This window comes from Methylobacterium durans, assembly GCF_003173715.1.
In the GTDB taxonomy this organism is placed as follows: Bacteria; Pseudomonadota; Alphaproteobacteria; order Rhizobiales; family Beijerinckiaceae; genus Methylobacterium; species Methylobacterium durans.
In genome coordinates this window covers 4,290,121-4,314,632 of record NZ_CP029550.1, presented here as the reverse complement: position 1 = coordinate 4,314,632, position 24,512 = coordinate 4,290,121, and the positions used below count along the sequence as shown (strand labels likewise).

22 protein-coding genes and 1 pseudogene are annotated in these 24,512 nt (G+C 64.1%); 12 read left to right on the top strand and 11 right to left on the bottom strand.

The features are described 5' to 3' along the window. Positions 1 to 147 precede the first annotated feature (147 nt). The 5 genes from DK389_RS19785 to DK389_RS19765 all read left to right on the top strand — a co-directional run bounded on the left by DK389_RS19785 (position 148) and on the right by DK389_RS19765 (position 6,425). On the top strand, positions 148 to 1,902 hold the full coding sequence (locus tag DK389_RS19785) for a di-heme-cytochrome C peroxidase (RefSeq protein WP_162560729.1): 1,755 nt from the start codon (positions 148 to 150) through the stop codon (positions 1,900 to 1,902). A 75-nt stretch (positions 1,903 to 1,977) separates the two neighbouring features. Beyond that, positions 1,978 to 2,364 (top strand): DUF4331 domain-containing protein, encoded by a 387-nt coding sequence (locus DK389_RS32595; protein WP_162560410.1) that lies wholly within the window; start codon positions 1,978 to 1,980, stop codon positions 2,362 to 2,364. 47 nt (positions 2,365 to 2,411) lie between these two features. Then, positions 2,412 to 3,968: an arylsulfatase gene (locus DK389_RS19780; RefSeq protein ID WP_236961008.1), complete on the top strand. Its 1,557-nt coding sequence runs from the start codon at positions 2,412 to 2,414 to the stop codon at positions 3,966 to 3,968. 33 nt (positions 3,969 to 4,001) lie between these two features. Next, positions 4,002 to 5,045 carry an HAD family hydrolase gene (locus tag DK389_RS19775; RefSeq protein WP_109892090.1) on the top strand — a complete coding sequence of 348 codons (1,044 nt, stop codon included), beginning with the start codon at positions 4,002 to 4,004 and terminating at the stop codon, positions 5,043 to 5,045. A 963-nt stretch (positions 5,046 to 6,008) separates the two neighbouring features. Beyond that, complete coding sequence (locus tag DK389_RS19765; protein ID WP_236960189.1) at positions 6,009 to 6,425, top strand: hypothetical protein; 417 nt, start codon at positions 6,009 to 6,011, stop codon at positions 6,423 to 6,425. Between the two features lie 179 nt (positions 6,426 to 6,604). Here the strand turns inward: DK389_RS19765 and DK389_RS19760 are convergent, their stop codons facing one another. Next, complete coding sequence (locus DK389_RS19760) at positions 6,605 to 6,841, bottom strand: hypothetical protein (protein WP_109892086.1); 237 nt, start codon at positions 6,839 to 6,841, stop codon at positions 6,605 to 6,607. A 152-nt stretch (positions 6,842 to 6,993) separates the two neighbouring features. Next, entirely contained in the window at positions 6,994 to 7,389 is a 396-nt protein-coding gene (locus DK389_RS19755; RefSeq protein WP_162560728.1) for a hypothetical protein, read from the bottom strand. Between the two features lie 547 nt (positions 7,390 to 7,936). Between DK389_RS19755 and DK389_RS33620 the strand changes: the two genes are divergently transcribed. Next, a complete protein-coding gene (locus DK389_RS33620; protein ID WP_210206694.1) occupies positions 7,937 to 8,332 on the top strand; it encodes a pseudouridine-5'-phosphate glycosidase in 396 nt (131 codons plus the stop codon). A gap of 13 nt (positions 8,333 to 8,345) precedes the next feature. On the opposite strand, the gene DK389_RS32590 is transcribed toward DK389_RS33620, so the two are convergent. From DK389_RS32590 to DK389_RS19730, 5 genes are all read right to left on the bottom strand, one after another. After that, positions 8,346 to 8,516 (bottom strand): hypothetical protein, encoded by a 171-nt coding sequence (locus DK389_RS32590; RefSeq protein WP_162560727.1) that lies wholly within the window; start codon positions 8,514 to 8,516, stop codon positions 8,346 to 8,348. Between the two features lie 667 nt (positions 8,517 to 9,183). Next, positions 9,184 to 10,056 (bottom strand): outer membrane protein, encoded by an 873-nt coding sequence (locus tag DK389_RS19745; RefSeq protein WP_109892080.1) that lies wholly within the window; start codon positions 10,054 to 10,056, stop codon positions 9,184 to 9,186. 667 nt (positions 10,057 to 10,723) lie between these two features. Further along, positions 10,724 to 13,096 (bottom strand): efflux RND transporter permease subunit, encoded by a 2,373-nt coding sequence (locus tag DK389_RS19740; RefSeq protein WP_109892078.1) that lies wholly within the window; start codon positions 13,094 to 13,096, stop codon positions 10,724 to 10,726. An 85-nt stretch (positions 13,097 to 13,181) separates the two neighbouring features. Then, positions 13,182 to 13,757, bottom strand: a complete 576-nt coding sequence (locus DK389_RS19735; protein ID WP_162560726.1) for a hypothetical protein — start codon at positions 13,755 to 13,757, stop codon at positions 13,182 to 13,184. Between the two features lie 55 nt (positions 13,758 to 13,812). Then, positions 13,813 to 14,208, bottom strand: a complete 396-nt coding sequence (locus tag DK389_RS19730; RefSeq protein WP_109892074.1) for a hypothetical protein — start codon at positions 14,206 to 14,208, stop codon at positions 13,813 to 13,815. A 556-nt stretch (positions 14,209 to 14,764) separates the two neighbouring features. Here DK389_RS19730 and DK389_RS32585 point away from each other — a divergent pair. The 3 genes from DK389_RS32585 (at position 14,765) to DK389_RS19720 (ending at position 18,504) form a co-directional block, all read left to right on the top strand. Further along, a complete protein-coding gene (locus DK389_RS32585; RefSeq protein ID WP_162560725.1) occupies positions 14,765 to 15,220 on the top strand; it encodes a hypothetical protein in 456 nt (151 codons plus the stop codon). 636 nt (positions 15,221 to 15,856) lie between these two features. Continuing rightward, the gene (locus DK389_RS19725; RefSeq protein ID WP_109892072.1) at positions 15,857 to 16,663 is read left to right on the top strand and encodes a GAF domain-containing protein; all 807 of its coding nucleotides are present in this window, start codon (positions 15,857 to 15,859) and stop codon (positions 16,661 to 16,663) included. A 143-nt stretch (positions 16,664 to 16,806) separates the two neighbouring features. After that, complete coding sequence (locus DK389_RS19720; RefSeq protein ID WP_109892070.1) at positions 16,807 to 18,504, top strand: methyl-accepting chemotaxis protein; 1,698 nt, start codon at positions 16,807 to 16,809, stop codon at positions 18,502 to 18,504. A 9-nt stretch (positions 18,505 to 18,513) separates the two neighbouring features. Here the strand turns inward: DK389_RS19720 and DK389_RS34385 are convergent. The 4 genes and pseudogenes from DK389_RS34385 to DK389_RS19705 all read right to left on the bottom strand — a co-directional run. Then, positions 18,514 to 18,750 (bottom strand): annotated as a pseudogene (locus tag DK389_RS34385) (hybrid sensor histidine kinase/response regulator); the annotation flags it as partial. A gap of 419 nt (positions 18,751 to 19,169) precedes the next feature. Continuing rightward, positions 19,170 to 19,673, bottom strand: coding sequence for a hypothetical protein (locus tag DK389_RS19715; RefSeq protein ID WP_109892068.1), 504 nt, complete (start codon positions 19,671 to 19,673; stop codon positions 19,170 to 19,172). A 120-nt stretch (positions 19,674 to 19,793) separates the two neighbouring features. Beyond that, complete coding sequence (locus tag DK389_RS19710) at positions 19,794 to 20,795, bottom strand: SDR family oxidoreductase (RefSeq protein ID WP_109892066.1); 1,002 nt, start codon at positions 20,793 to 20,795, stop codon at positions 19,794 to 19,796. A 550-nt stretch (positions 20,796 to 21,345) separates the two neighbouring features. After that, positions 21,346 to 21,549: a hypothetical protein gene (locus DK389_RS19705; protein ID WP_109892064.1), complete on the bottom strand. Its 204-nt coding sequence runs from the start codon at positions 21,547 to 21,549 to the stop codon at positions 21,346 to 21,348. A 128-nt stretch (positions 21,550 to 21,677) separates the two neighbouring features. Here DK389_RS19705 and DK389_RS19700 point away from each other — a divergent pair, with 128 nt between their 5' ends. From DK389_RS19700 to DK389_RS19690, 3 genes are all read left to right on the top strand, one after another. Continuing rightward, positions 21,678 to 21,929, top strand: coding sequence for a hypothetical protein (locus DK389_RS19700; RefSeq protein WP_109892062.1), 252 nt, complete (start codon positions 21,678 to 21,680; stop codon positions 21,927 to 21,929). Positions 21,930 to 22,185: 256 nt separating this feature from the next. Continuing rightward, positions 22,186 to 23,088 carry a cobalamin B12-binding domain-containing protein gene (locus tag DK389_RS19695; protein WP_109892060.1) on the top strand — a complete coding sequence of 301 codons (903 nt, stop codon included), beginning with the start codon at positions 22,186 to 22,188 and terminating at the stop codon, positions 23,086 to 23,088. Positions 23,089 to 23,597: 509 nt separating this feature from the next. After that, positions 23,598 to 24,482 (top strand): LysR substrate-binding domain-containing protein, encoded by an 885-nt coding sequence (locus DK389_RS19690; RefSeq protein ID WP_109892058.1) that lies wholly within the window; start codon positions 23,598 to 23,600, stop codon positions 24,480 to 24,482. Positions 24,483 to 24,512 lie beyond the last annotated feature (30 nt).

The following is a 24,512-nucleotide window of genomic DNA, read 5'->3' as shown; positions in this document are numbered from 1 at the left end:
CGGCAAGTATAGCGGGCAAGGCCGGAAACGGGCTCGCAGCCAATGCGCGTCACGATCAGCCGGCTGCCGTGAGGCACGTCATCTCGCATCCGGACGGCCGTCAGCATCTCAAACTCGCTGCGACCGCTGTAGTCCAGGAGCACTCCGATGAGAATGTCGGCACGAATGTTCAGTGTTGGGGCGATCCTCGCGCTGTCCGCGGTGGTGCCGACGAGCGCGCAACAAAAGCCACCGGACCAGGCTGTCATCCTCCTCGATCAAGCCTGGTCCCAGGAGGACCGGGATTGGTACGACCACTTTTCGCAAGGCTCGGCGGTCCTCTCCTACGACCTGTTCCTGAATCTGGAAGCCGCCGACAGCCAAGATCTCTTCCGGTCCGGCCTGGATGGCCCGCGCTACGGCCTTGTCTCGGCGGCCGCGGGCCCGAATAATCCGGATGGATTGCCCATCGGGATCAGCAAGACGAATGTTGCCACGCCCATCAAAGGTTGGCCGCCGGGCGACTACGCCGGCGTCACCTGCGCGGCGTGCCACCAAGGGCGCCTGCGGTACAAGGGTCAGGTCATCCGGATCGAAGGTGGCATTTCGAACACGGTGGATTTCCAGGGTTTGGTTCGAGGCCTCGACGACACGCTTCGCGTGACCCTGACCGACGCGGCCAAGTTCGACCGCTTGGCGGCGCGCCTCGGGGCAACGACCCCGGAGGCGAAGGACAACCTGCGCAAGCGCGCCGAGAGCGAGGCCCATCGGGTGCACGCGTATGCCGCCCGCACCTCGGTCACACCGCACCCGTGGGGCCCCGGCCGCATGGACGCCTTCACGATGATCGTCGACCGCACCAACGCTACGTTGGCGGATATTCCCGAGAACTGGTCCGCAGGGACCGCGCCGGTCAAGCCGCCCTTCCTCTGGAATGCGCCGCAGGGATTGTGGACGCAGTGGGCCGCCCTGGTGCAGGATCCGATCTTCCGCAATTTCGGGGAGACGATGGGCGTTTTTCTGCCCGTCGATCTGAGCTCCAAAAACCCCGCCGAAGGGCTGTTCCAGTCTAACGCGGCCTTGCTTGAGCTCCAGCGGGTCGAGAGCCTGTTGGAGCGTCTGGCTCCCCCGAGCTGGCCAGAGGACGTGCTCGGCAAGATCGACCGTGCCAAGGCGAAGGCAGGCAAGGCGCTCTTCGTGGAGAATTGCGCAAACTGTCACAACATGTGGCCGTACCGGATGACCGAACCGAACAGGTACGGGAAACAGTTCGTCGTCGTCGGATTGACGCCCCAGTCCTACGTGGGAACCGACAGGACACAATCTGAGGCTCTCAGGCCCCTCGCGATCACGGGTGAACTCAGCAAGTTCATGCCGCCGGAGTTCCGTGGCAAACCGCTGCTGCCGTCGCTCGTGTTCAGCTTCATGCTGACCGACGGGGCTCTCGCGATGGCAGAGCGGAAGCTCAAGCTGAACGAGGCTGACGCGGCGAATCTTCACGGCTATCGCGAACTGCCGACGCCGCTGCCACCGGACAGCGTCTACAAGGCGGCCCCGCGGGACGGCGTCTGGGCGACCGCGCCGTTCCTGCACAACGGGTCGGTGCCCAACCTCTACGAGATGCTGGTCCCGGCCGCTGAGCGCACGAAGAAGTTCTTCCTCGGCGGCGACTTTGATCCGGTCAGAGTCGGGCTCGACATCGAGGCGACGTCGGGTGCTTTCCTGCTCGACACGACCCTGCCAGGGAACTCGAACGCCGGTCACTCCTTCCAGGATGGTCCACGTGGCAACGGCATTATCGGTCCCTTGCTGACCGAGGAGCAACGCTGGGCCCTCGTCGAGTACTTGAAGTCCATTCCCGAGGTGCCCGCGCGGGTCACGCCGTTCGGACGTCCGCCGGAGAAACGCGCGGCCCAGGATTAGCCGAGATCGCATGCCGGGCGTGCCCCCCTCGATGGGTCACGCTTCCACTGAGGCGACCAGCGACGGAGCCGAGGGATGTCCGATCATATCGACGGGCCGAGGCAGATCGGTCACTCCTCGATCGGCCCGACCGACCTATTCACCTTCACGAGCCCCGAGAACCTGTCGCGGACGGTGCTGGCCGCGAAAGTCTTTCCGGCGTGCGGCGTCGACGCGAACTTCTCGAACGCAATCAACCACGCGATCGTCGTTCGCCGCGCAGGTGGCTGGGGCCGACGAGGCTGCCAGGTCCAAGACGATCGACCCGAAGATCCACCTCTTCTGCCGGCCCGATGCGCTGAAGTCTGGCGCGGCGGACGGCTGGCCGATCGAGCGCGGGCCGTGGACCCTGCCCGATGGGCGACGCTTCGCATTCTCGTGAGCGACGAGAACGGAGCCTCGACACCACACACCCTGCATTGAGGAGGTCGACGATGAACAGGCTCCGCACGACCGGGCTCGGCCTCCTGATGTCGCTCGCTCCCCTGATGGCTACGCCCGCGTCGGCCCAGCCGAAACCGAAGCCCAACATCCTCGTCATCATGGGCGACGACATCGGCTACTGGAACATCAGCGCCTACAATCGTGGCATGATGGGCTACCGCACCCCCAACATCGATCGGATTGCCAACGAGGGCGCGCTCTTCACGGACTACTACGGCCAGCAATCCTGCACGGCTGGCCGCTCAGCCTTCATCACCGGTCAGAGTCCGCTGCGAACCGGCCTTCTCAAGGTGGGTCTGCCAGGGGCAAAGGAAGGCCTGTCGGAGAAGGACCCGACCATCGCCGAACTGCTCAAGCCACAGGGCTACTCGACCGGTCAGTTCGGCAAGAACCATCTCGGCGACCGCAATGAGTTCCTGCCGACGGTGCATGGTTTCGACGTGTTCTTCGGCAACCTCTATCACCTGAATGCCGAGGACGAGCCGGAGCACCCGGACTACCCGAAGAACCCCGCCTTCCGAGCGCAGTTCGGCCCGCGCGGCGTCCTGAAGTGCACGGCGACGACGACCGACACGCCCGGCGGCGAGCCACGCTTCGGTCCCTGGGGCAAGCAGACCTGTGAGGACACCGGGCCGCTCACCAAGAAACGCATGGAGACCATCGACGCGGAATTCCTGGCGGCCACGAACGACTTCATCGACCAGGCGAACCGGGACAAGAAGCCCTTCTTCGCCTGGTTCAACTCCAGCCGCATGCACATCTGGACCCGGCTCAAGGCCGAGGCGGAGGGCAAGACTGGGCTCGGCATCTATCCGGATGGCATGGTCGAGCATGACGGACAGGTCGGCCAGCTTCTCAAGAAGCTCGATGACCTTGGCATCGCCGACAACACCATCGTGATCTACACCACCGACAACGGTGCCGAGACGTTCACGTGGCCGGATGGCGGCACGACGCCGTTCCGCGGCGAGAAGAATACGAACTGGGAAGGCGGCTATCGCGTGCCCGCCATGGTGCGCTGGCTCGGCCTGGTGCCGGCACGTACCGAGATCAACGAACTCTTCTCGGCCGAGGACTGGACGACGACGCTGGTCTCCGCGGCTGGCGAGCCCGATATCAAGAACAAGCTCCTGCAGGGCTACGAGGCGGCCGGCAAGACCTTCAAGGTTCACCTCGACGGCTATGACCAGCGCGAGCTTCTCGCCCGCAGCGGTCCGGACAAGCGTCGCGAGTTCTTCTACTGGACGGACGACGGCAACCTGGCCGGCCTTCGCTACGACCAGTGGAAGGCGGTATTTCTGGAACAGAAGGCGGAAGGCCTCGATGTTTGGGCCCAGCCTATGGTGCAGCTGCGCCTGCCGATGCTGTTCAACCTGCGCTCCGATCCCTTTGAACGGGCCCAGCACGAGTCGGGCGACTTTGTGCGCTGGTTCATCGAGCACGCCTTCGTGCTTGTCCCGGCTCAGGCGCTGGTCGCTCAGCATTTGGGAAGCTTCCAGCAGTTCCCTCCACGTCAGCGCCCCGGCAGCTTCTCGATCGAACAGGCCATGGAGAAGCTCAGGCTGCCGCCCTCCAGCAATTAGCCCCAGCATAGTGCAGTTCCGGGAGTGGGAAACATGAAGACGCCCATTGCCTCAGGCCATCTCAACCGTCGGACCGCGCTCGCGGCCTTGGCCGGGCTTCCGGCCCTTGCTGGATGCCTGTCAGCGTCGGCCGAGGCGCCGACGTCTCCCGTTGCGGCTCCCTTGGCCTCGTGGAACGAATCTGCGTCGAAGCAGGCGATCACAGACTTCCTCGGTCGCGTCACCCGGGAAGGCGGATCCGACTACGTCGAGCCGGCCGAGCGGATCGCGGTGTTCGACAACGACGGCACCCTGTGGACGGAACACCCGATGTACGTCCAGCTCGCTTTCGTGCTCGACCGCGTGAAGGCGCTGGCGCCCATGCACCCCGAGTGGAAGAACAAGCAGCCGTTTCAGGCTGTGCTCGACGGTGACATGACAGCCCTGGCCGCGTCCGGCGAGCGGGGCATGATGGAGCTGGTCATGGTGACCCATGCCGGCATGACGAGCGCGGAATTTGCCGCGATCGTCTCGCAGTGGTTGGCAACCGCCCGGCACCCGCGCTTCAAGCGGCCCTACATCGAATTGGTCTACCAGCCGATGATCGAGCTGCTCGGCTACCTGCGCGCAAACGGCTTCAAGACGTTCATCGTCTCCGGCGGCGGCGTCGAGTTCATGCGCCCCTGGACCAACCGCGTCTACGGGGTCCCGCCCGAGCAGGTTGTCGGGTCTTCGATCAAGACGAGGTTCGAGATGCGCGATGGACGTCCTGAGCTGTTACGCCTGGCGCAGATGAACTTCATCGATGACAAGGCTGGCAAGCCCGTCGGCATCAACGAGTACATCGGCCGCAGGCCGATCGCGGCGTTCGGCAACTCCGACGGCGATCTTGAGATGCTGCAGTGGACGACGATGAGCGCCGGCGCGCGCCTGGGCCTGATCGTCCATCACACGGACGCCGAGCGGGAATACGCTTACGACCGGAACACCATCTTCGGACGTCTCGACAAGGCTTTGGACGCTGCAGTGGCCAACAACTGGGCGATCATGGACATGAAGAGGGACTGGAAAGTGATCTTTCCTTTCGAGTTGGGCTGAACGTTCATCGATGCCTGGTTTGAGGCGTAGACTGCAGCCAAAGGACTTCTTGTGAGACAAACGAGCCCGCCCTGGAGAAGCAACGAAATCTATCACCAAGCTTGACAAAAGAATACGCAGCGCCTCCGGAGAGGCTGCATGTAGATTTGTTGACCTGGAATTGTGTGCCTTGCAAGTATGGGGACACAGCGTGATCGTCTGATCAAGTCGCTTCCTGACCGAAACGATCAAGCAGCCTTGCGCACCTTCGTTATGCTGATGCGTGGCGGCTGAGGTGCTGTCGTCCACAGCGTCGCTGAGGACTGGGCATGACCCGCTCTCCGACGGTCCTCGCTCTCACCGGGTCGGCCTGCGCTGATGATGTGTATCGAGCCAGCTGCGCCGACCCGCTGTGGGTCGTGGGGCATCGGTGGTGCGAGTACATCCACCCGCCGCAGAGAAGCGAAGACCGAGCTGACCTCGACCACGCAAGAGAGCGGTTCGTCGAGGAGACCCGGATGGGTGCGGGATGACATCCTTCTGCTGCTTGAGGAGACCCGACATGAGCTCCACGAGATTGTACGCCACGCTCCTCGCTGCCGCTCTTCTCGCGAGCGCCTGTGAAGACGGCTTTGCTCAGTCCGCTAGCCCGTGGGAGGTCGTGAGAGCGCCGCGACCAAGCAGCGGTCACAGCGGCGGCCCGGCTACCAGTTCCGGTAATCCACTGGGTCCCAACAGATATGGCTGGGGTGCTGCTGTGGTGCCCCTCACCGATCCGGCAACGACGGGCACGATCGGGAGCGATGCGGATGTGTACGACACCCCTTACCGGACTGGGCCAGCGCTGAGCCGCTAACCGGCCGCGGAGGAGTGAGCGCTGAGTTTCGACCGCATCCTTCGAGCCCGTGCTGCGAGCCCATGCTGTATGTCACCCGACGCAGCAGCCCCCTGGTTCACCGGGTACACTGCCTGATGGAGCGCAGCATGTCACTCATCGAGGAGCTTCTCGCGAGCCCCCACAACTTATCCCCGGTGTCCAAGTACACGGCGATGAATGGCGTGCTGTACCTCGCGGCTGGAGCGCTGCTCATTGCCTGCCCAGGCGCGACGCAGGCGCTTTTCAGGGAGCGGGCCTTCGTGGGGGATGAGCAGGGTCTCATCCGCGCCTTGGGGATGGCGGTTGCCGTCATCGGATGGCTCTACCTGTTCGGAGGACGCTCGGGCGCACGGCAGATCGTTGCCGCGACAGTGGTCAACCGGCTGACGTTCGTTCCAGCGGTTCTCTTGCCTCTGGCCGCTTCCGGTGTGTTCCCCAACCTGCTGGTGACGTTTGCCATTCTCGACGCGGCGCTTGCCGTCGGTACCCGGGCGCTGATGGCTCGGAGGACGGCCTCAACGTGAGCGGCTCGCGCGAGGCGTGCGCGACCGGAGGCCGGTCAAGGAGACCGGCGTTCTTCAGTCAGTTGTTCCGCCCCTGTCAGGCCGGCTGTGATGGACGGCTTGCCAGACGGAGCAGCGCACGTGTTTGCCAAGCATGTCCCGAATGGAGTCCTATGCGCCGCTCGGCAGAGCACGCTTGGCTACCATCCCCCTGCGCTCAGGCGGCAGTACCCGCCCATGTTCTGATATCCGGCCGGACAACGGCGAACGCATGCGCCGGCCGCGAACTTGAGCGGCGGAGGACATGCGTTCTTGAAGCGCGGCTGCCGGTATTCAAAAGACTGGTCTGGGTTCTGTGCGCCGGCCGGGCCGGCCATGCCGGCCAGCAGTGTGCCGGCGGTCAGGAGAAGCGTGGCACAGGTGAAGCGAGAACGCATCAGGCTCTCCTCTCGAAATGGGCAGTTCGCGGTCACTCACCGGACTGAATTCGGCGCCGGTGAGCGACCCGTCAAATTTGTTCAAGGCATCTCCGCCGGATGAGATGCGAGCCCCGCAGCGAAGATGCGAACGGTCCTCCGTAATGCCGCCGTCATGGACGGATGACGCGCACGATCCTGCGGGAGCCGAGGTCGAGGATGACGGCCTTGTCATCCGGGGAGATAAAGTAGCCGTAGTATCCGACGGGGTTCAGGCCAGGGACGGCGACGTTCTGGAACGAGCCGACCTGGACCCAGTCCGGCACAGAACTACCGACGCCCACCCTGCGCCCGCGCCCATTGGCTTCGGTGTAGCGCGGGCCGGCATCGAACAGGGTCCGGATTGTGGCGGGGTGGTTGCCGGACATGAGGATGCCCTCGTCGGCGAGGCGCGGATTGACCCGGATCGCCAGCGGCTGGGCCAGCGCCACGGAGCCGGTCAGTACACTGGCCGCCAATATACTAGCACCGCAGAACACACGTGTATTTGACGCTACAGTGAACGGCATTGCTCCCTCCTGTCGTCGACTGCACGAGCGGAAACATTCCGCAATCGAAGATGATAGAGAATGCTCCGGGCTCTGCTTGACCGTTAGTGACAGATTTCGGGCGAACCGGGGCCGTGTGTAGCCGATGCTTGGGCGGCGTCCGGCCCCAGCGCTGCGGGGCAGACGCGGGAAGCCGCCTCGAGGTCACCGCACCCGACCTGACGTTTGCGGCCTCGCCCTGGCCTGCCGCCTGAAACAGGCGCCCGCACGAATGCAGGCAGAGCAAAGCGCGATCTCAGAACCAAAGCTCGACGCGCTCAGGAAGCGGACGTTCCGGCTGCAGTACGGCCGGCGAAGTGCCGCTGCTACGCCATCCGCCTCCATTAGCGCAACGCTACTCCCTTGTGGTCGAACAGGAAGACGGTCGACGAGTGGTGAGGTTCTCACGACGACTGCAGCAAACCCCGCTACCTCATCCGGACTGTCTCCGCGGAGCTACCGCCATGCCTCACCCGTTCATCGAGCTCGCCCCGGATGCGCGCGCGGCCTTCGACGCCGGCGCCCCGTCATGGCGCTCGAATCGATGATCATCACGCACCTCATGCCCTATCCGCACAACGTCGCGACCGCGCCGGACGTCGAGGCGGCGGCGCGCGAGAACGGGGCGGTGCCGGCCACTGTCGCGGTCATCGACGGCCGCAGCCGCGTCGGCCTGCCCGATGAGGTTCTGACCTGGCTCGGCACGGCAACGGACATCCTGAAGCTGAGCCGGGCCGATCTACCCTACGCCGTGGCGGTTAAGAGGCAGGGTTCTACTACAGTCGCCGCCCGCATGATCTGCGCTCACCTGGCCGGTATCCAGGTTCTTGCCACGGGCGGCGTCCACCGCGGCGTTGCGGCGACGCTCGACATCTCGGCAGACCTCGACGAGCTCGCCCGCCTTCAGGATGGCAATCTTCCATAGTCGGCAGTGATGCTCAGGATGAGCAGTAGACGTTCGTCGAGGTAATGGTGTTTCCGCCGCGCTCCTGCGAGTTCCAGGCTCCCGGAGACACGGGCGCATTTGGTGGAGCGGCGAAGTAGTAGTTCCTCACGTCGAAACCCTGCGAGCCGTCCCGCTTGGTGTAGGTCCGGAACAGCTGAAGCATACATCTGTAATATGGCTTGTTGTCTGGATTTATCACCAGTAGCGGGTAGAACGGTGTCGGCGATGGCAGGTACCACACAAAGTAGGGCGCCGCCTGTGCCGGAATGCTTAACGCAGAGGCGTGAAATATTGCCATGCAGAAGCAGAAGATCTTGGCAAGCATGCACGCCCCTATTTCAATAGGTGTTGGAGGGCCAAGTCGGACCGCGACGCGCGGCAGTATATCGTGGCTGAGAAAGGCAGCTTGACCGAACGGGACAGCGGCACGATTCCGGCACGGAAGTGCACCGTATGTCTGACGTTCCGATGGGGCTTGCCGTAACGGAGCGTTCCGCGAGCAGACTTGCATTGTTCCAAATATGTCGCTCAGCCTTCTGGAAGGTAGACGCGCCAGCACTCCCACACCCATTTGGAACATCAATCGCGCTGGCCTGCCCAAGGAAGACACTGGCCGAAATGGGACGTCGAAAGAACCGGTCCGCGTGGTACCCCGCTCGTTCTACGAGGGAGCATGGCCGAGAAGACCGCTCCGGGTTGAGCCCTCGTGCGAAGCTTGGGTGTCCGGGGCACAAAAAAGCGCCTCGGGATCTCTCCCGAGGCGCCGTTTGACGAAGCGGCCAGGTGATCGGACGCTGGGGACGCTCGGCCAAACTGCGTCGTTGTCGAGATCAGTAGCTGCCGAACTTGTAGTTCACGCCAGCCCGCACCACCGCGAACTCAAGCGGGTTGTTGCGCGCGATGATGCCGGGCGCCAGGACGGCGGGCGCACCGGTCACAGTGTTGACCGCGAACACACCGTTGTTGCGGTTGTTGCGCTCCAGGTTCACGTACAGACCTTCCACCCGGAACGTCACGGCGGAAGCGCGGAAGAAGTTCAGCCAGCTGTCGGCCGACAGCGCGTACTCGACGCCGCCGCCGGCGGTCCAGCCGGTGCGGAAGTCGTCGTTGCCGCGGAAGCCGCCGAAGCGGGTCTCGTCGCTGCCCGAGCCGTAGGCGAAGCCGCCGGTGCCGTAGATCAGCGTGCGATCCCAGGCATAGCCGAGGCGGCCGCGCACCGTGCCGAAGAAGTCGAGGCTGGCCAAGCCGATCGGGTTGACAAACGCGATGTTGGGAGCCGGTACGAAGCCGGGGGTCAGCAGGAAGCGGTTGCGGTTGCGGCCGAAGTCGACGTACTGCGCGTCAGCCTCAATGCCGACCACTGCGCCCGAGCCTGGCGTGAACTGGTAATTGTAGCCGATCTGGCCACCACCCGAGAAGCCGTCGAGGGAGTTGCGGCCGCCGAACACGACCTGCGAGGGGGCAAGCGGCCCGACGACCAGCGGGCTGCCGGCGGGCAGGTTCACGATGAAGGGGCCGTTTCTGCGCGAGCTGGCGTCGAAGGCGTAGCCTGCGTTGAAACCGGCGTAGAAGCCCGTCCAAGTGAAGACCGGGACTGGCGTGAACACCGGCGGGGGAGCTTCGCGGCGGGGAAGGTCGGCGGCGGCGGCTGCACCTGTCAGGGCTGCCGTAGCTGTGCTGGTGAGAAGCAATTTTCTGATCATGTGGTCCTCGCTTCCTAGTTGGAAGTCTGGTCAGCCTTCCGAGGCGCGCACTGCCTGCCTAGTGCCGCGGCGCAACCCACCGCCTTTGGTAGAACGCGTACGATCGCTCAAGCAGAGGCGCACCTCCCTCTCAGTCGCGAAAGAATAGCGGTCGAATCGCAAGCCCGCGCCACGAAAAAGCCCTGCGAGCCGCAGAGCTCGCAGGGCAAGATTGCTATCAGCAATCCAGAGGACCAGTCGGGAAAGCTTAGGGCCACACCCTGCACAGCACGGAGTCGGTCGTCAAGTCTGCCCGATGCGGTGACATTGCGTCGGAAATTCTTAAGAGTGGACCTGCGACGTTCGCGCATCAAAAAAGCGCCGGAATACTTCAGGCAACAGCAAAAGCACACCGGCCGGAGACATAGCTGGGATAGACCTCCGGCCGGCAATCTGAGCGAGAACGATCGGGAAGGCATGATGCTCGCCCACGAACTGCGTGATGTCGAAATCGGGCGGAGACGTGGCAGCAGAAGAACCGGTCTGAAACCGCACCGGTGCGCTCGGGCTAGGCAAGGAAATCCCCAGCTGAAGCCATGGCGGGCGCTCTCGTGCGTTCTGCGCCAGAGTTCGCGACAGGCCCCACAGTGCTAGCAAAGGCTAGGCGCTCTCCTCCGGGCCACATGGATCATACGGCGTGAGGCTGCGTTCGCAGCCTTCTCGCGAGGGAAAGGCGCCACCGACCGAGAAGCGTAATCGTCGGCCGCAGGATCAACAGGTCAGCAACCAGGGCTGCCAACATCGCCAAAGCGCTCACCCAGCCGAAGATCCGGAGCGAGGGCAGATCTGACAGGACTGTCACGCCCAATCCGCAGGCGAGCACCAGCGAGGTCAGGATCAACGCCGGGCCGACGAGGACGGTCGCCCGCTCGACCCCGAGGGCAGGATCCTCGCCGATGCCGCTGACGAGCCGAAGGCGGTTCAGGAAGTGAATGGTCGCGCTGAGGCCGAGGCCGTACGCGACGGTGAGCGCGACGATGCTCGCGAACTGGAGCCCATCGCCGCGCAGCCACAGGACCGTGCCGGAGACCAGGACCGGAAAGATCCCCGGCAGGATGCTGGCAAGCCCGACCACGACCGAGCGGAACGCCAGGCCGATAAAGAGCGCCATGAAGACGATCTCAACCGTCAGACTCCGGTTCAGCCGTCCGATCATGCTGGCCGAGTTGCGGGCGGCAACGGCGGACAGGCCCGTCACTGAGATCCGGTAGCCGGGGTGGCGGGCTTGGACGCTGGCGAGATCCTCCTCGAGTTCTTGAGTCACCGGAAGAAGGTGATCGATCTCGACGTCCGGCACCCGGCCCGTCACGACTGTCGCGTCCTGCTCGGCCGGAATGAAGCGCCGCACGAGATAGGGCGGCAGCAGCTCGGCGTATCGTCTCAGGACAGCGGGATCTGACCGCCCGCCCGCTGCAAGCCAGCGGCGCAGCGTCTCCAGCGACCAGACGTTCCCGACACCGCGCTGATCCTCCATGGCGCCATGCACCTCGGCGATGGTCGCCAGCGTCTCCGGGGCGTAGAGGGACGAGCCAGCCGGGAATTCGATGAGTACGTCGATGGGATTTGCTCCCGTGAGTTGCGCGTCCAGCCGGCCATTTGCCGCCACCGTCTGGTGCTTGTCCGGAACTTGGTCCGCGAGGCGGTAGCGCGGCTCCAAGCGGGCGTAGGCTACTGCCAGGAGCGTGACGACAGCGAGGCACAGGAGGCTGTAGACCCCCGGACGGCGCGTCATGCGGGCGGCAATCCAGGCGCAGACTGCGCGAAGGGCGTCGACCCCCGGATCGGCCCTGCGATTCCGGTCCGCTGCTCTCGGCTCGGGCCGCGTCAGCAAGACGCCGAGCAGCGGCACCAGCGTCAGCACCGCGAGGAGCGCGATCAGGGTCGAGAGAAGACCAGCCTGACCGAAGGTCCGGATCAGGTCTGATTCCGAGAACATCAGGGCAGCGAACGAGAAGCCCGCGGCCGCATGGGTGAGCACGCAGGCGGGTCCGACGACGAGGACCGCGTTGCGGAAAGCGTCATGCTTCGTCTCGCCGGCGATGAGCCGGTCGCGCGCCGCGAAGGTCAGCTGCATCGAGTCCGAGAAGCTGATCACCATGATCAGCGGGGTCATCATGTTGAGGAACATGTTGAGGCGGAAGCCAAGCCAGCCGAGCGCGCCGAGCGCCAGCAGAATGGCGATGAGCGGCGGCCCTGCGGCAACAACCATGAAGGAGAGGCGCTGGAAGAACAGGATCGCGATCAGACTGCCCGCGGCAAACCCGAGCCCATTGTAGAGGAGCCGGTCGCGCTCGACCGCTTCTCGGATCTCCAACTGCATGACCGGCACGCCTGACAGCTGCACCGTCAGTCCCGTCTCGCCGAGGTCCCGCGACGCGACCTTCCGGATCTCGCCCACCACCTCGGACAACCGCGGCGTTCCAGCGACGGCGGGATCGAGAGCGAGGACCACGAGGGCCAGATGCCCGTCCTCGGACAGGAGCTTGCCTCGTAAGATCGCATTCGCCCGAACCCGCGCTATCAGGTCGTCGTAGGCTCCACCCTCCGGCAACTCCTCCGGAAACAAAGCAGCGGGAACACGACCTCTCTCCGGTGGCGCTCGGGCAGAGAACAGGGAAATAACCCCTCTCGTGCCCTCGATGAGCTGCAGGTCGGTAACCAGGTCGCGCAGCCCCTCTAGGGAGGCGCGCTCCAGCAGGTTCTGGCCCTCGACCACGAGGAGGACGTCGAATTCGCTCGACGGGAAGCGCCGCGACAGGGTCTCGTACTCCCGGAACTCGGGCGTGTCTGCGCGGAACAGTTGGCTGAGGGAATCATCGACCTTCAGGCGCATCACGCCGAAGGTCGCGCCGACGCAGAGCGCCAGCAGAACGAGAACCGCGGTTGTTGGGAAGCGTAGGGCGACGAGGCCCAGGCGTTCGATGCCGAAGGCGAGGCGGTCCGGTTGCGGTACGGCGCCCGGCAGAGGCCTACCTTCAAGCTTGCCCTCCTGAACGGTCATCGGCCCTCGCATGGTGGCCCCGGACTGGGTTCTCCAGTCTGGTTGGTGGCGCAGGACGGTCGGGGTCCTGCGCCCGATCGAGCCGTCACTCGCGATTGAGGGTCACCGAGGCACCGGCGAGGTCGGTCCCTTCGGACCGGATCGTCACGACCTGGCGGCGACCGCGTGTCGAGAGGGAGAGGTCGGCTACGAAGCCGGGAGCACTTGCGCGTGCCGAGAGCTGGCCGACGTCGGCAAAGCCTGACAGTGTGCCGGAGACGCCGCGGGTCGTCTCGCTCCAGGTTCCACGGATTGCACCGGCGCCGTAGTTGATCTGGCTGGCGAGCTGGAACTGATAGCTGTCGCTTGCGCAGCGAAGATTGCTCTGGACGGCGGTCCCATCGCCGCCGACCTGATGGGTCGAGCGGCAGCGGATGCGCTCTCGCCCACCGCCTGACAGAGAGATTGTCCCACTGCCGGACCAGGTTCCTGCAAGGCCGGCAAGCGGGGTTTCAGCCAACCATCTTTGTGCTTCGGCACCGACGACGGCACACTGCAAGAGGGCGATGACGGCAACGATGCCTGAGAAGCGCTGCGGCGCTCTCTTTTGCGCGTGAACGCGGTGCGAAGGCTGACGGTCTACCCGAGATCGAACATCCGGCAACGCCACAACAATTGCCACCCTCGCCTCCCTAGCCCGATCAGATCAGTGCCAACGCCGGTGTGCCTCCAATAAGTCAACGGGGAATGATGCGCACGATTCGGCGCGAGCCTAGGTCAAGGATGACGGCCTTGTCATCCGGGGAGATGAAGTAGCCGTAGTATCCGACGGGGTTCAGGCCAGGGACCGAGACGTTCTGGAACGAGCCGATCTGGACCCAGTCCGGCACGACGCTGCCGTTGCCAACCCAGTGCCCGCGTCCGTTCGCCTCGGTGTAGCGGGAACCTGCATCAAACAGGGTTTGGACCGATGCTCGCTCATTGCCGGACATGAGGACCGCCTCGTCGGCACGGTGCGGGTTGACACGGATCGCCAGCGGCTGTGCCACTGCCGCGGAACACGCCAGCACGACCGCCGTCGTGAGGCCGATGCCGCCGGCCTGATACGTCTTATGGAGTACATAAGGCGACATTGGTGCCTCCCATGCCTCATCTTGCAGGCAGAGACATGCCCGCAGAGCAGCCGCTATCACCGCCTCCCCTCAACTTGCTTGATCAGTCGGGACGGGCTTTCGCAGCAAATATAGGCAATGGGCCTGAATGGGGCAGGCAAATCGGTTTATAGCGGCGCGCAACCCAGGGGGCGCAACAGCCCGATAAATGACGGCACAGCCTAGGTTTTCTAGCGCGACGCCCAGTCGTGCGTCCGCTGCGCCAAGGGCAACCGGCCTTTCCAGGTTTGAAACCGTACTCAAGGGCCTGCTCGTCTGCATCGTCCCGATGTTCCGCGGTCCCAGCAGCGGAATTATGGAGAGCTATCGCGTTCCGATAGAGCGAGTCGTGAGCCGAGGAGATCGAGCTAGGTTAGCTGGCTCGGTCTCCCAGAATCCTGCACCGAAGCAGCACCAGAAGCTTGCCGTCCCAATTCAGCCCAATTAAAGCCGTGGGCGCAGTGTCGTACACATTCTGTCATATTGCTGCGGTTCTTGCTATATTTCCAGACTTGAGATCAGTGGCTGGAGGTTTGCCATGCTTTCAGGCCTTCAGAAGGTTGCCGCTGTGGGCGCCGTTGCAGCGGGTATCAACGCGAGCGCCAACATTCCCGCGCACGCCGCTCCGCTTCCCGCTTCCTCGGTTGAACAAGTTGCTGGCGGAAAGCTCACGGAGCCGGCGTACTGGTATGGCTGGGGACCAGGCTGGGGCGCAGCCCTGGCCACCGGAGCGATTGTCGGCGGCGCTCTGGGTCTGGCGGCGGCCGCAACGGCACCGATCAATCCTTACTGGTACGGGTACCCGGCCTATTACCCAGCCTACTATCCCTATCCTCCCTACTACCGCCGCTACCGGCGGGCTTACTGGGGGCCGTATGGCTGGCGGGGCTACTACGCCTACCCTGCCTATTACGGCGGGTATCGCCGCGCTTACTGGCGCCCCTACCGGTGGGGGTACCCTCGGGCCTTCTACCGACGAGGCTACTGGTACTGAGGCGTGTTGGCTCCCGGCTGACGATCCGCAGTGGCCATAGCCTATGGGCGCACCTGCTGCCTTGCTCCCGAGTTGGCGAGGCAGAGCCCCAAGGACGAGGCAGGGGGCACCAAGAAGGCCAGCAGCGGCCACGAAGATGGTTTCAGAACTGAGCATCCACGGGCAGTAAGCGGAGCCGCCACCCACACGGATGCGACCGCCTGTCCTGCAGCGCGGCGCGACCAAGGCTGCGCTTGCCGTCGTTTCTGAAGCCCTAAACGTCACTCACATGGGCCGGATCGCCGAGGTCCGCTTCTCCCAGCGGCCAGCCCGAAAACCGCCGTTCCGCATTCGGCCAAGTGCGGACCTGCGGCTTTTGGGCAAGCCATCGGGCTTAGCAGACGTCCCAGATCGGCCCGCCTCGTTCCCGACCGCGTCCTCGCGAGCATCGTTCCAACAGGGGCTGCAACGTCGCTGAAACGTCAGCGCAACCCCGGTTCCAAAACGCGCGATGATGTGTGCGGAACGAGGTGCGCCGGCACGCGGAACGTTTCGCTAGGACAAGCCCTGTCGGAACAGGGGCAGCATTGTGCGCTAGGCGCACCGGTTTCAGCGTGGCGGGTAGCCAGAGAGCGGGCGGCTGTGCTGAAAGGCAGCATGCCTGTCACCGCTACCAACGAGACCGCCCGGCTTGCAGCCCTGCGCCGCCTCCAGGTGCTCGACACCCCGCCTGAGCCAAGCTTCGATCGCCTCGTCGAGATCGCGCGGAGCGTGTTCGGCGTGCCGATCGCCTTGGTGTCCCTCATCGACAGCGATCGTCAGTGGTTCAAGGCCAAGTGCGGCCTTGCTGTGAGCGAGACACATAGAGACCTCGCCTTCTGCAACTACACCATCTTGCACGACACGGTCCTGGCCGTTCCGGACGCGCGGCGCGATCCCACCTTCGCCAACAACCCACTCGTGACCGGAGAACCGCACATCCGCTTCTACGCTGGTGCGCCCTTGATCACGGCTCCCGGCATTCGCCTCGGTTCATTGTGCGTCATCGATACGAAGCCTCGCGAGTTCGATGCCGCCGACGCGCGTGTCCTCGCAGGTTTAGCGAAGATCGCCGTGGACGAGATTTGGCTGCGTGACCTGCTGCGGGGCGACATCCCTCATCCGCAGATCCGGCAGGATGATTTCTCTGGAGGTAGCCTAGATCTTGGCGAGGCATCCATTCTGACCGGCGCTCAAGTCCGGGCCGCTCGTGCACTGCTAGACTGGTCAATCAGTCAGCTCTCATCAGCCTCAGGTGTGTCACAGAACACGATCAAGCGCGTCGAAGCGGAGGGTGGCAACCTTAGCGTGCGCCCGTCAACAGTCGAGGCTCTCACAAGAACTTTCTCCGACAACGGCGTTGCTTTTACCGGTCGCAATCGCGCTGCGGCCGGCGTGTGCTTCGCGCAAAATAATCCAGGTTAACGCTTCAATTACTGGGCGCTTAAGCTCCGGTTAAATGTTTGTGGGCTATTTCGTCCATCGACACCCAGGCGGCCCGAGCGCACTGCGCTCCGGCCCGAAGCGGGCGGGGTGTTCCACGATAGCCGCTTGAGGAACGCCCCACGATGATCTTCTCGCGCAGCGATACATCCGCAAAGCTTGAGGCACTCGACCGCTCGCAGGCGGTCATCGAGTTCAAGCCCGATGGCACGATCCTGGCTGCCAATCAGAACTTCCTCAGCAGCGTCGGGTACGAGCTGAGCGAGATCGTGGGTCGGCACCATAGCCTGTTCGTCGATCCCGCAGAGAAAGATGGGTCAGCCTATCGGGAGTTCTGGGCAGCCCTTGCAGGCGGCGAGTTCCAGCAGGCTGAGTTCAAGCGCATCGCGAAGGATGGCCGCGAGATCTGGCTGCAGGCCAGCTACAATCCCGTGTTGGACCGCACGGGTAAGTCCATCAAGGTCGTCAAGCTTGCCACCGACGTCACGGAGCAGAAGCTCCAGAGCATGGATCACCAGGGTAAGATCGAAGCGATCAACCGGTCGCGCAGTTCGATTGAGTTCAAGCTCGACGGCACCATCATCACCGCGAACGAAAGCTTCCTGGACACCGTGGGCTATACGCTGGCCGAGATCCAGGGCCGGCACCACAGCCTGTTCGTTGATCATGTCGAGCGGGAAGGGCAAGCCTATCGGGAGTTCTGGGCAGCCCTTGCACGCGGCGAGTTCCATCGGGGTGAGTTCAAGCGCCTAGGCAAAGGTGGTCACGAGATCTGGCTACAGGCGATCTACAATCCCATCCTCGATCTCAGCGGCAAGCCGTTCAAGGTCGTGAAGTACGCCACCGATGTCACGGCCGAGAAGCTGCGCATGGCCGACATCATGGGCCAGATCGCCGCCATCAACCGCTCGCAGGGCGTAATCCACTTCGACCTCGATGGTACGGTGCTGGACGCCAACGAGAACTTCCTCAAGGTCGTGGGCTACGACCTCGACGAGATCCGGGGCAGGCATCACCGGACCTTCGTCGAGCCGGGTCACGCTGAGACGGCCGAGTACCGGCAGCTGTGGGAGAGCCTGCGTGCGGGCAAGTACCGGTCTGACGTGTTCAGGCGGGTTGGCAAAGGTGGCCGAGAGGTCTGGATCCAAGCCTCTTACAATCCAGTCCTCGACATGAACGGCAAGCCGTTCAAGGTCGTGAAGTTCGCCACCGACGTCACGGCCAAGATGGCCGCGCAACTTGGAGTGACGTGCGCCTCCGGGCAGACGCTGGAGAGCGTGCAGAGTGCCGCTTCCGCTGCTGAGGAACTCAGCGGTTCGATCAACGAGATCGCCCGGAGCTTGGTGCAGTCCCGGGGCGAGGTGGATGCCATTCACGAGCGCGCCCAAGTAGCCGATGCTTCCACGGCACAGCTGAACGGAGCTGCGGCCTCGATGACGGGGGTCGTCCAGCTGATCCAGGGTGTGGGCGAGCAGATCAACCTCCTGGCCCTGAACGCCACGATCGAAGCGGCCCGTGCTGGCGAGGCCGGACGCGGGTTTGCGGTCGTTGCAGGCGAGGTGAAGAACCTGTCGGGCCAGGTGACCCGGGCTACCGGCCGCATCGCGCAAGACATTCAGGCGATGCAGGCTATCTCCGGAGACGTAGCGTCCTCGCTGGGTGCGATTGCGCGGTCGATCACGTCGGTGCGTGAGGCCGTGACGAGCGTGGCCTCAGCGGTCGAGGAGCAGAGCGCGGCCATGCGGGAGATCTCGGCGAGCATGCACACAGCTGCGCAAGGTGTGACAGGCATCAACCACAACCTTCAGGCCCTTACCGGCTGAAGCAGCACTCAGAAGCGGCTCAAGGTCACCCCAAAGTTCGGTCCAGCTCTCGACCGCGGGGCGACCGAGCGCGCTTGGATGCTTTCCGCCGATAGTGGGTGCGTAGGCGTCGTTGTAGAGGGCGACATAGTCCGGTCCCCAGAAGAGCACAATCTGCGCCCTTGCGGGCAGCATCAGGCTAACCGTTGTCTTGAGACTCTGCGACCAAGTCTCCGGCGCGCCGAGCGGCGTCCGTGAGGCGTCCAAGGCCGCGATCAGACGCCCTGTCTTGCTCGCCAGTGAGATGAAAGCTGGCGTTTGCGACGGGACCACATCAATCGCCAAGCTTCGATCCTTCGCGTGCTGGGATTGATCTGGTGCGAGCAGGTGCTCTTACCGAAGTTGGTTTGCTCCGTCACCAGCGTCCGATCGCAACGACGTTGAACGGCCATCAAGGCGTTCGCGGACGTCTCTCGCACACCAGCAACGGCTTCAGCGCTATCCGGGACCGACCGTTGTGCCTGGATGGTTTGTATACGATGGTTGACGATCGGACTGGGTGTGAAGCGTCCAGCCCGAGATGGCCGAGAGCGGAGCAGCAGCTTCAAGCAGGCTCCTAGGTGAAGCGGAGTTGTGGTTCGGCCAGTGTGCTTACCGCCCGCGACGGCTGACGAAGGTGAGCGCTGCTACCAGGCGGGCGGGTCGTCATGGCTGCTTTCGCCGAGTGGCTTCCGCCTCTGCGGCATGGCGTTCTGGACAAATGCCACGGCCAGTCCGGCAGCCACGACGTCTTCCGTCAGCCCGCGTGCCATGCCGGAGGTGGAGCGCGTCGTGCCCCCGCGCGCGGCGCGGCCCAGCAAAGTGCTGGCGATGGCACCCGCCATCCCGGCAAGGGCAGCATTGCGCCTCAAGGCTCTCGGTTCGGCCAACGCTACACCGCCTGCGGCTCCGATAGCGAGCCGTGCCGCGAAGGAGGGCGGAATGCGCCGGTCCGGTGCAAAGGGCATCTTGTCGCCGGCCATCTCAGCCAAGGCGAGCGCCGTGATCAGGCCGCGTGCTCCGGGGTTATCGGGGATCCAGGTGACGCGTGTCCGCCGCTGCGAGGCGGCCCAGCTCAAGGCAGCACACGCCGTCATGCTGCGCAGGCCGGCAACGAAACCGATACCGAACGATGGTCCGAGCCTTTGCATCCTGCCTCCTCTCCGAGCATGATGGGGTCTCTGCCGCCTGCTCTGCGTGGGGCTGCCTGGTAGCCACCTGCGCAGACCCTGAACATCGTGGAACGGCTACTCGCCGGCCGGCCTGCAGCCTCAGGCTCGGCTTCTGCGGCGCGGCCTTGGAGAGAGCAGCAAGGCAGCTGTTGCAGCCAGACCGGCAACGACACCAGCTGTCGCCAGCGGATGCAGGGTCGCCCGGGTGTAGGCGCTGGTGCGCATCACATAGACTGGCGGGTCGCCGCGCTCGCTGCCAGCCTTCTGCGGAACGTGCAGCGCACCCTGCGGATCCCTCGGTCGCTCAGAACGCTTCTGCAGCGCGATGATCGCGGGTGCGAGTTCGTCGTAAGCGCCGGGCGCAAACTCCTTGCCCATCACGAACAGCTTGCCAGCTCCACCCACGAAGATATCGCGCTGCGGGTGCACGGCGGCGTGCAGGATGGCGTTGGCCACCTCGTCTGGCGGGTAGATCGGCGGCGGCAGCGTCGGCTCGCGATCCATGTAGTTGCGGGCGCGCTGCGGCAGCGGCGTGTCGATGGAAGTAGGCTTTACCAGCGTCACGGAGACCGGGGCGCCTTCCGCGATCAGCTCCATGCGCAGGGTGTCGGTGAAGCCCTTCACGGCGTGCTTGGAGGTGGCGTACAGGCCCTGGAAGGGGAAGGCGAGGTCGGAAGCGACACTGCCGACGTTGATCAGCGCGCCGCCGCGCTTCCGCAGGTGCTCCACAGCCACGAGCGAGCCGTTCACCGTGCCCCAGAGATTGGTCTGGATGAGGCGCTCATGGTCCTCGTAGGCGATCTCGCGCAAGGGACCGTAGACGGTCAGGCCGGCAACGTTGACCCAGGTGTCGAAGCCGCCGAACGTCGCGATGGCTTTGTCGGAGATGGCTTGCACGTCCTCACACCGGCCGACGTCGGCCCGCACGTAGGCGATGCGGTCACCGAGCTCGTCAGCCAGCTTAGCGAGTACGTTCTCGCTGCGGGCGGCGAGCACCACCCGGGCGCCACGCTCCACGGCCATGCGGGCGGTTGCCAAGCCGATGCCGCTTGATGCGCCGGTGATCACGATGATCTGCTCGCGCAGAGGCTTGTGCTTCATGTCCGGCAGCTCCCTGTCGCTCGCCAACTCAGAGCGACGCCAAGGCTACGCATGAAGTGCCGAAGCGTTGCGGCCTGCGCGGTTTTCTCGCGCGCAGGCACTGAACTTTCCTTGCACTGTGCATCAGCTCGCGCCCTGACATTGCTGCAGATTGGGGATGCCGCCGTTTGATTGCAGCGCAGAGGAGACCGCCAGGCCGACCCCGCAAAGTAGTGAGGTCATACATTCTCTCGGGGCTCGGTCGCGCCGCGCTACCGGTGAGCGACAAAAGCGTCTGTCAGGAACTTCGCCGGGCGCCTTCCAATTGCATCTGAAATCCTCAGACTTGGGCTACCAGCATGAACAATGAGGTCTTGATCATCGTGCTCGCCGTGGCCACGCTGGCACTCGTCATCGGCGCCGCACTCTGGATGCGCGGCCGCGTCGCGCAGTCCAAAGGTGACTCGTAGCGCTCTGCCTTCACCCAGCAGCACGGCGAAGCACCTCGGCCGAACCGGCCCGGCACCGAGCACTAGGCTTCACCACTCACATGGGCGGCAGGGCGTTTTCCTCAGAGTCTCTGACGCTCGATCAGGTCCAGGATGAACAGGCCCAGCTGCCCAGCAGCCGAAGCCAGGGCGACGAACAGGGCGATCAGCAGGATCACCGGCGGATTGACCCTATCGAGCACTCCGGCCCCGATCAGGCCGACAACGGCGGCCAGCGTGAACCCCACCGTGCTGCCTAGCCAGACATTGAACTGCTTGTCGCTCATGGCCTCGGTAGAACCCGTACATTGAGCGCTCACGGCGAGACCGTAGCCGCAGCACTATTGAGGGAGCAGGAGCGGGTTCTATCCTTCCTCGCTGACGCGCGGGCAGTGCGGCACGTGAGGGTGAGGCGATGGCGTTCTTTCTCGGCATCGGTGGACCTTGGATCGTCCTGATGATCCTGGACCTGTTCTGGACCAAGCAGAGCCTGGAACTCTCGCACTCTGAGCGGTCCCGTGGCTGGCAGCAGCGCTTGGAGCGCCTGCTGCGGAAACGAGAGGGGCGACCGGTTCCGGTCCCTGTACGAGAGCCGCTGCCGCGGAGCGAGGACGGCGACGCGCAGACCTCACGCTCCGAGAGCTACCTCTTCCGCAAACCGGCTTAGGTGGCTCAATCCCGTTCACCAGATCTCCTCGGCCGGCCGCGAGGCCAAGGGCTCCTATCGCGTCGGTGGGCACGCGATCTGAGCGAAGCTGAGTTCTCGGCAGCGGCATCCGGCGGCTGAGCGACACACAGCCGCGCTCACGCCACTAAGGTCGAACTTTACACGCTGCTTGTTCCCAACTCTCATACGCAAAACAGCTGCGCAGTGCTCGGCCGGCCGCAGCGTTGCCGGCAACAATAATGCGGGATGGGGGGCGATGCGGAACCTCGATTTCCCTGCCTCTGGGCTGGCCGGACTGCTGACGCCGGAGCCGCCAGAGGCCGCAGACATTCGCCGAGCCTACGCGCAAAAGCGCGCCGCTCAAGAGGCGCGCGAGCGGCACCTTGCCTTGAGCGACCTGGTCCGGACCGAGATCATCCCTCGGTTGCGCCTGCGTCACCCAACACTCGAGCAGGTGGTGCCGAGGCCCGCACCCAAACTCGAGACAGAGACAGTCGCTAAGTTCACCGCGCACATCCTCGCTCAGGATCCGCTGCCAGCCTTCAGCACATTCTCAGAGCTGCTGGCTGACGGCTACGCAGCCGATGACCTGTTTCTTGACCTCCTCGCTCCCTCTGCCGCCCTGCTCGGCCGCCTGTGGGAAGAGGATCTCTGCGACTTCATCGAGGTGACCGCAGGAGCGGCTCGCCTTCAGCTACTTTTGGCGGCCTTCCGGATCGATGGTGCCACGGTCGCCACAGAGGAGCAGCGCCGCGTCCTATTGATCGGCGCTCCTGGTGAGCAGCACAGGTTTGGCATCGCCCTGGTCGAGCAGTTCCTGCGCAAAGCCGGCTGGGAGGTCACCAGCGGCTTGGATCTGGAGCCGCAGCAGATTGCTGCGCTCGTTCAGTTGCAGTGGTTTGGCGTGGCGGGCCTGACGCTCAGCTGCGAGACGCACGTGGACCTACTGACCGCCGTCATCCAGGATGTGCGCCGCGCCTCCCGCAACAGAGCGATCGGCATCATGGTGGGTGGTCCGGTCTTTCTGGCGAAGCCCGAGCTAGTCGCTCAGGTTGGGGCAGATGCCTCAGCTGCCGATGCACCGACAGCCGTTCTACTGGCACAACGGCTGCTCGATCTTGCCGCTCAGACAATCCCGCCAGATGCGCAGCCGGTTTGATCAGTGGTCGTGCTGACTCCGGCCGGATCCGAATTTGGTCAGAGTGGCTTGGGCTTGCGCATACGCAGCAGATCGAGCACGGCGAGTGCGAGATAGGGGCCCACGAAGGCGAGAAAGAGAAAGAAGCTCATTGTTGTTCTCCGACCCTGAGGCGGCACGAACTTGCGGTTGGTCCAACCGCGTTAAAGCGCGACTGGGCAGGTAGGTTGCCTCACCTCCGCGCATTCTGCACCCCGGCATGTGCAAGGGAAGAGCGCATAGCAACTCGCCTTCTCGAGTTTGAAGGTCACCGACGTCCCATGAGGCTCGTTCGAGCTGCGGCCTTTCTCCGCCGCGCTGTTCGGAGAGACCATCGCGGCGCCTGACGCACCCCAATGCACAAACAGCAAGATGCGCTCGTGAGCTAGCTTTGTAGATTCATTGGATATCTGAATTCAGCGGCATCTCAATTTTTGAGCTCCCGCAGCAGTGCTCTTGTGTCGAATCATAGATTATCAGATAACTATCCGATGCCGCTGCCGCGCCTGCCCTTCGATTTAGACCTACTGCGCACTCTTGTGGCAATCGTCGATAACGGTAGCTTCACGCGTGCTGCGAGGCGGATGGGACTGACGCAGTCCACCGTGTCGCTTCAGATCAAGCGGCTGGAAGATGGCCTGGGGCAGCGTCTCTTCGATCGCGACGGCCGCGATGTTCGGCTGACGCCGGAAGGAGAGATCCTGCTCAACTATGCGCGTCAGATCCTCCGGCTGGGCAGTGAGGCGCGCTCGCGCATCATGGAGCCTGACGTGACGGGTGTCGTCCGCCTCGGCACGCCAGAAGACTTCGCAACGACCCACCTCGCCGAGATTTTAGCTCGCTTTGCCAGATCTCACCCGCAGGTCGCGCTTGAGGTCAACTGTGATTACACCGTCAACTTGATCGACGACTTCTCCAAAGGACATTACGATCTAATCTTGTTCAAGCGCGAACCGCAGGGTCCTGGTGGTGGCATTCAGGTCTGGCGAGAAGTGCTCGATTGGGCAGCATCGCCGCGCCTTCTCTTGACCGAACACGACAAAGTGCCGTTGGTCTTAGCTCCAGCACCAGACGTATACCGGAAACGAGCTCTGTCGGCGCTCGACGTCGCGCAGCGTCTATGGCGCATCGTCTACACCAGTCCCAGCCTCGCCGGCCTCCAAGCTGCTGTGCAGGCAGGCCTCGGTGTAACGGTTCTGCCGACCGAGATGGTGCCTGCCGGGCTCATATCGGTCAGCACACGTCTGCATCTGCCAAAGCTGCCCGATACCGAGATCGTACTCTATCGGGCACCCGGCTCCCTCTCACCAGCTGCCGAATTGCTGGCTCTGACGATTGTCGCTTCGTTGGAGCAGCACAGATGTGCCTCGCGATGAGCATTTCGCGAGGTGCTGCTGCTAGGAAAG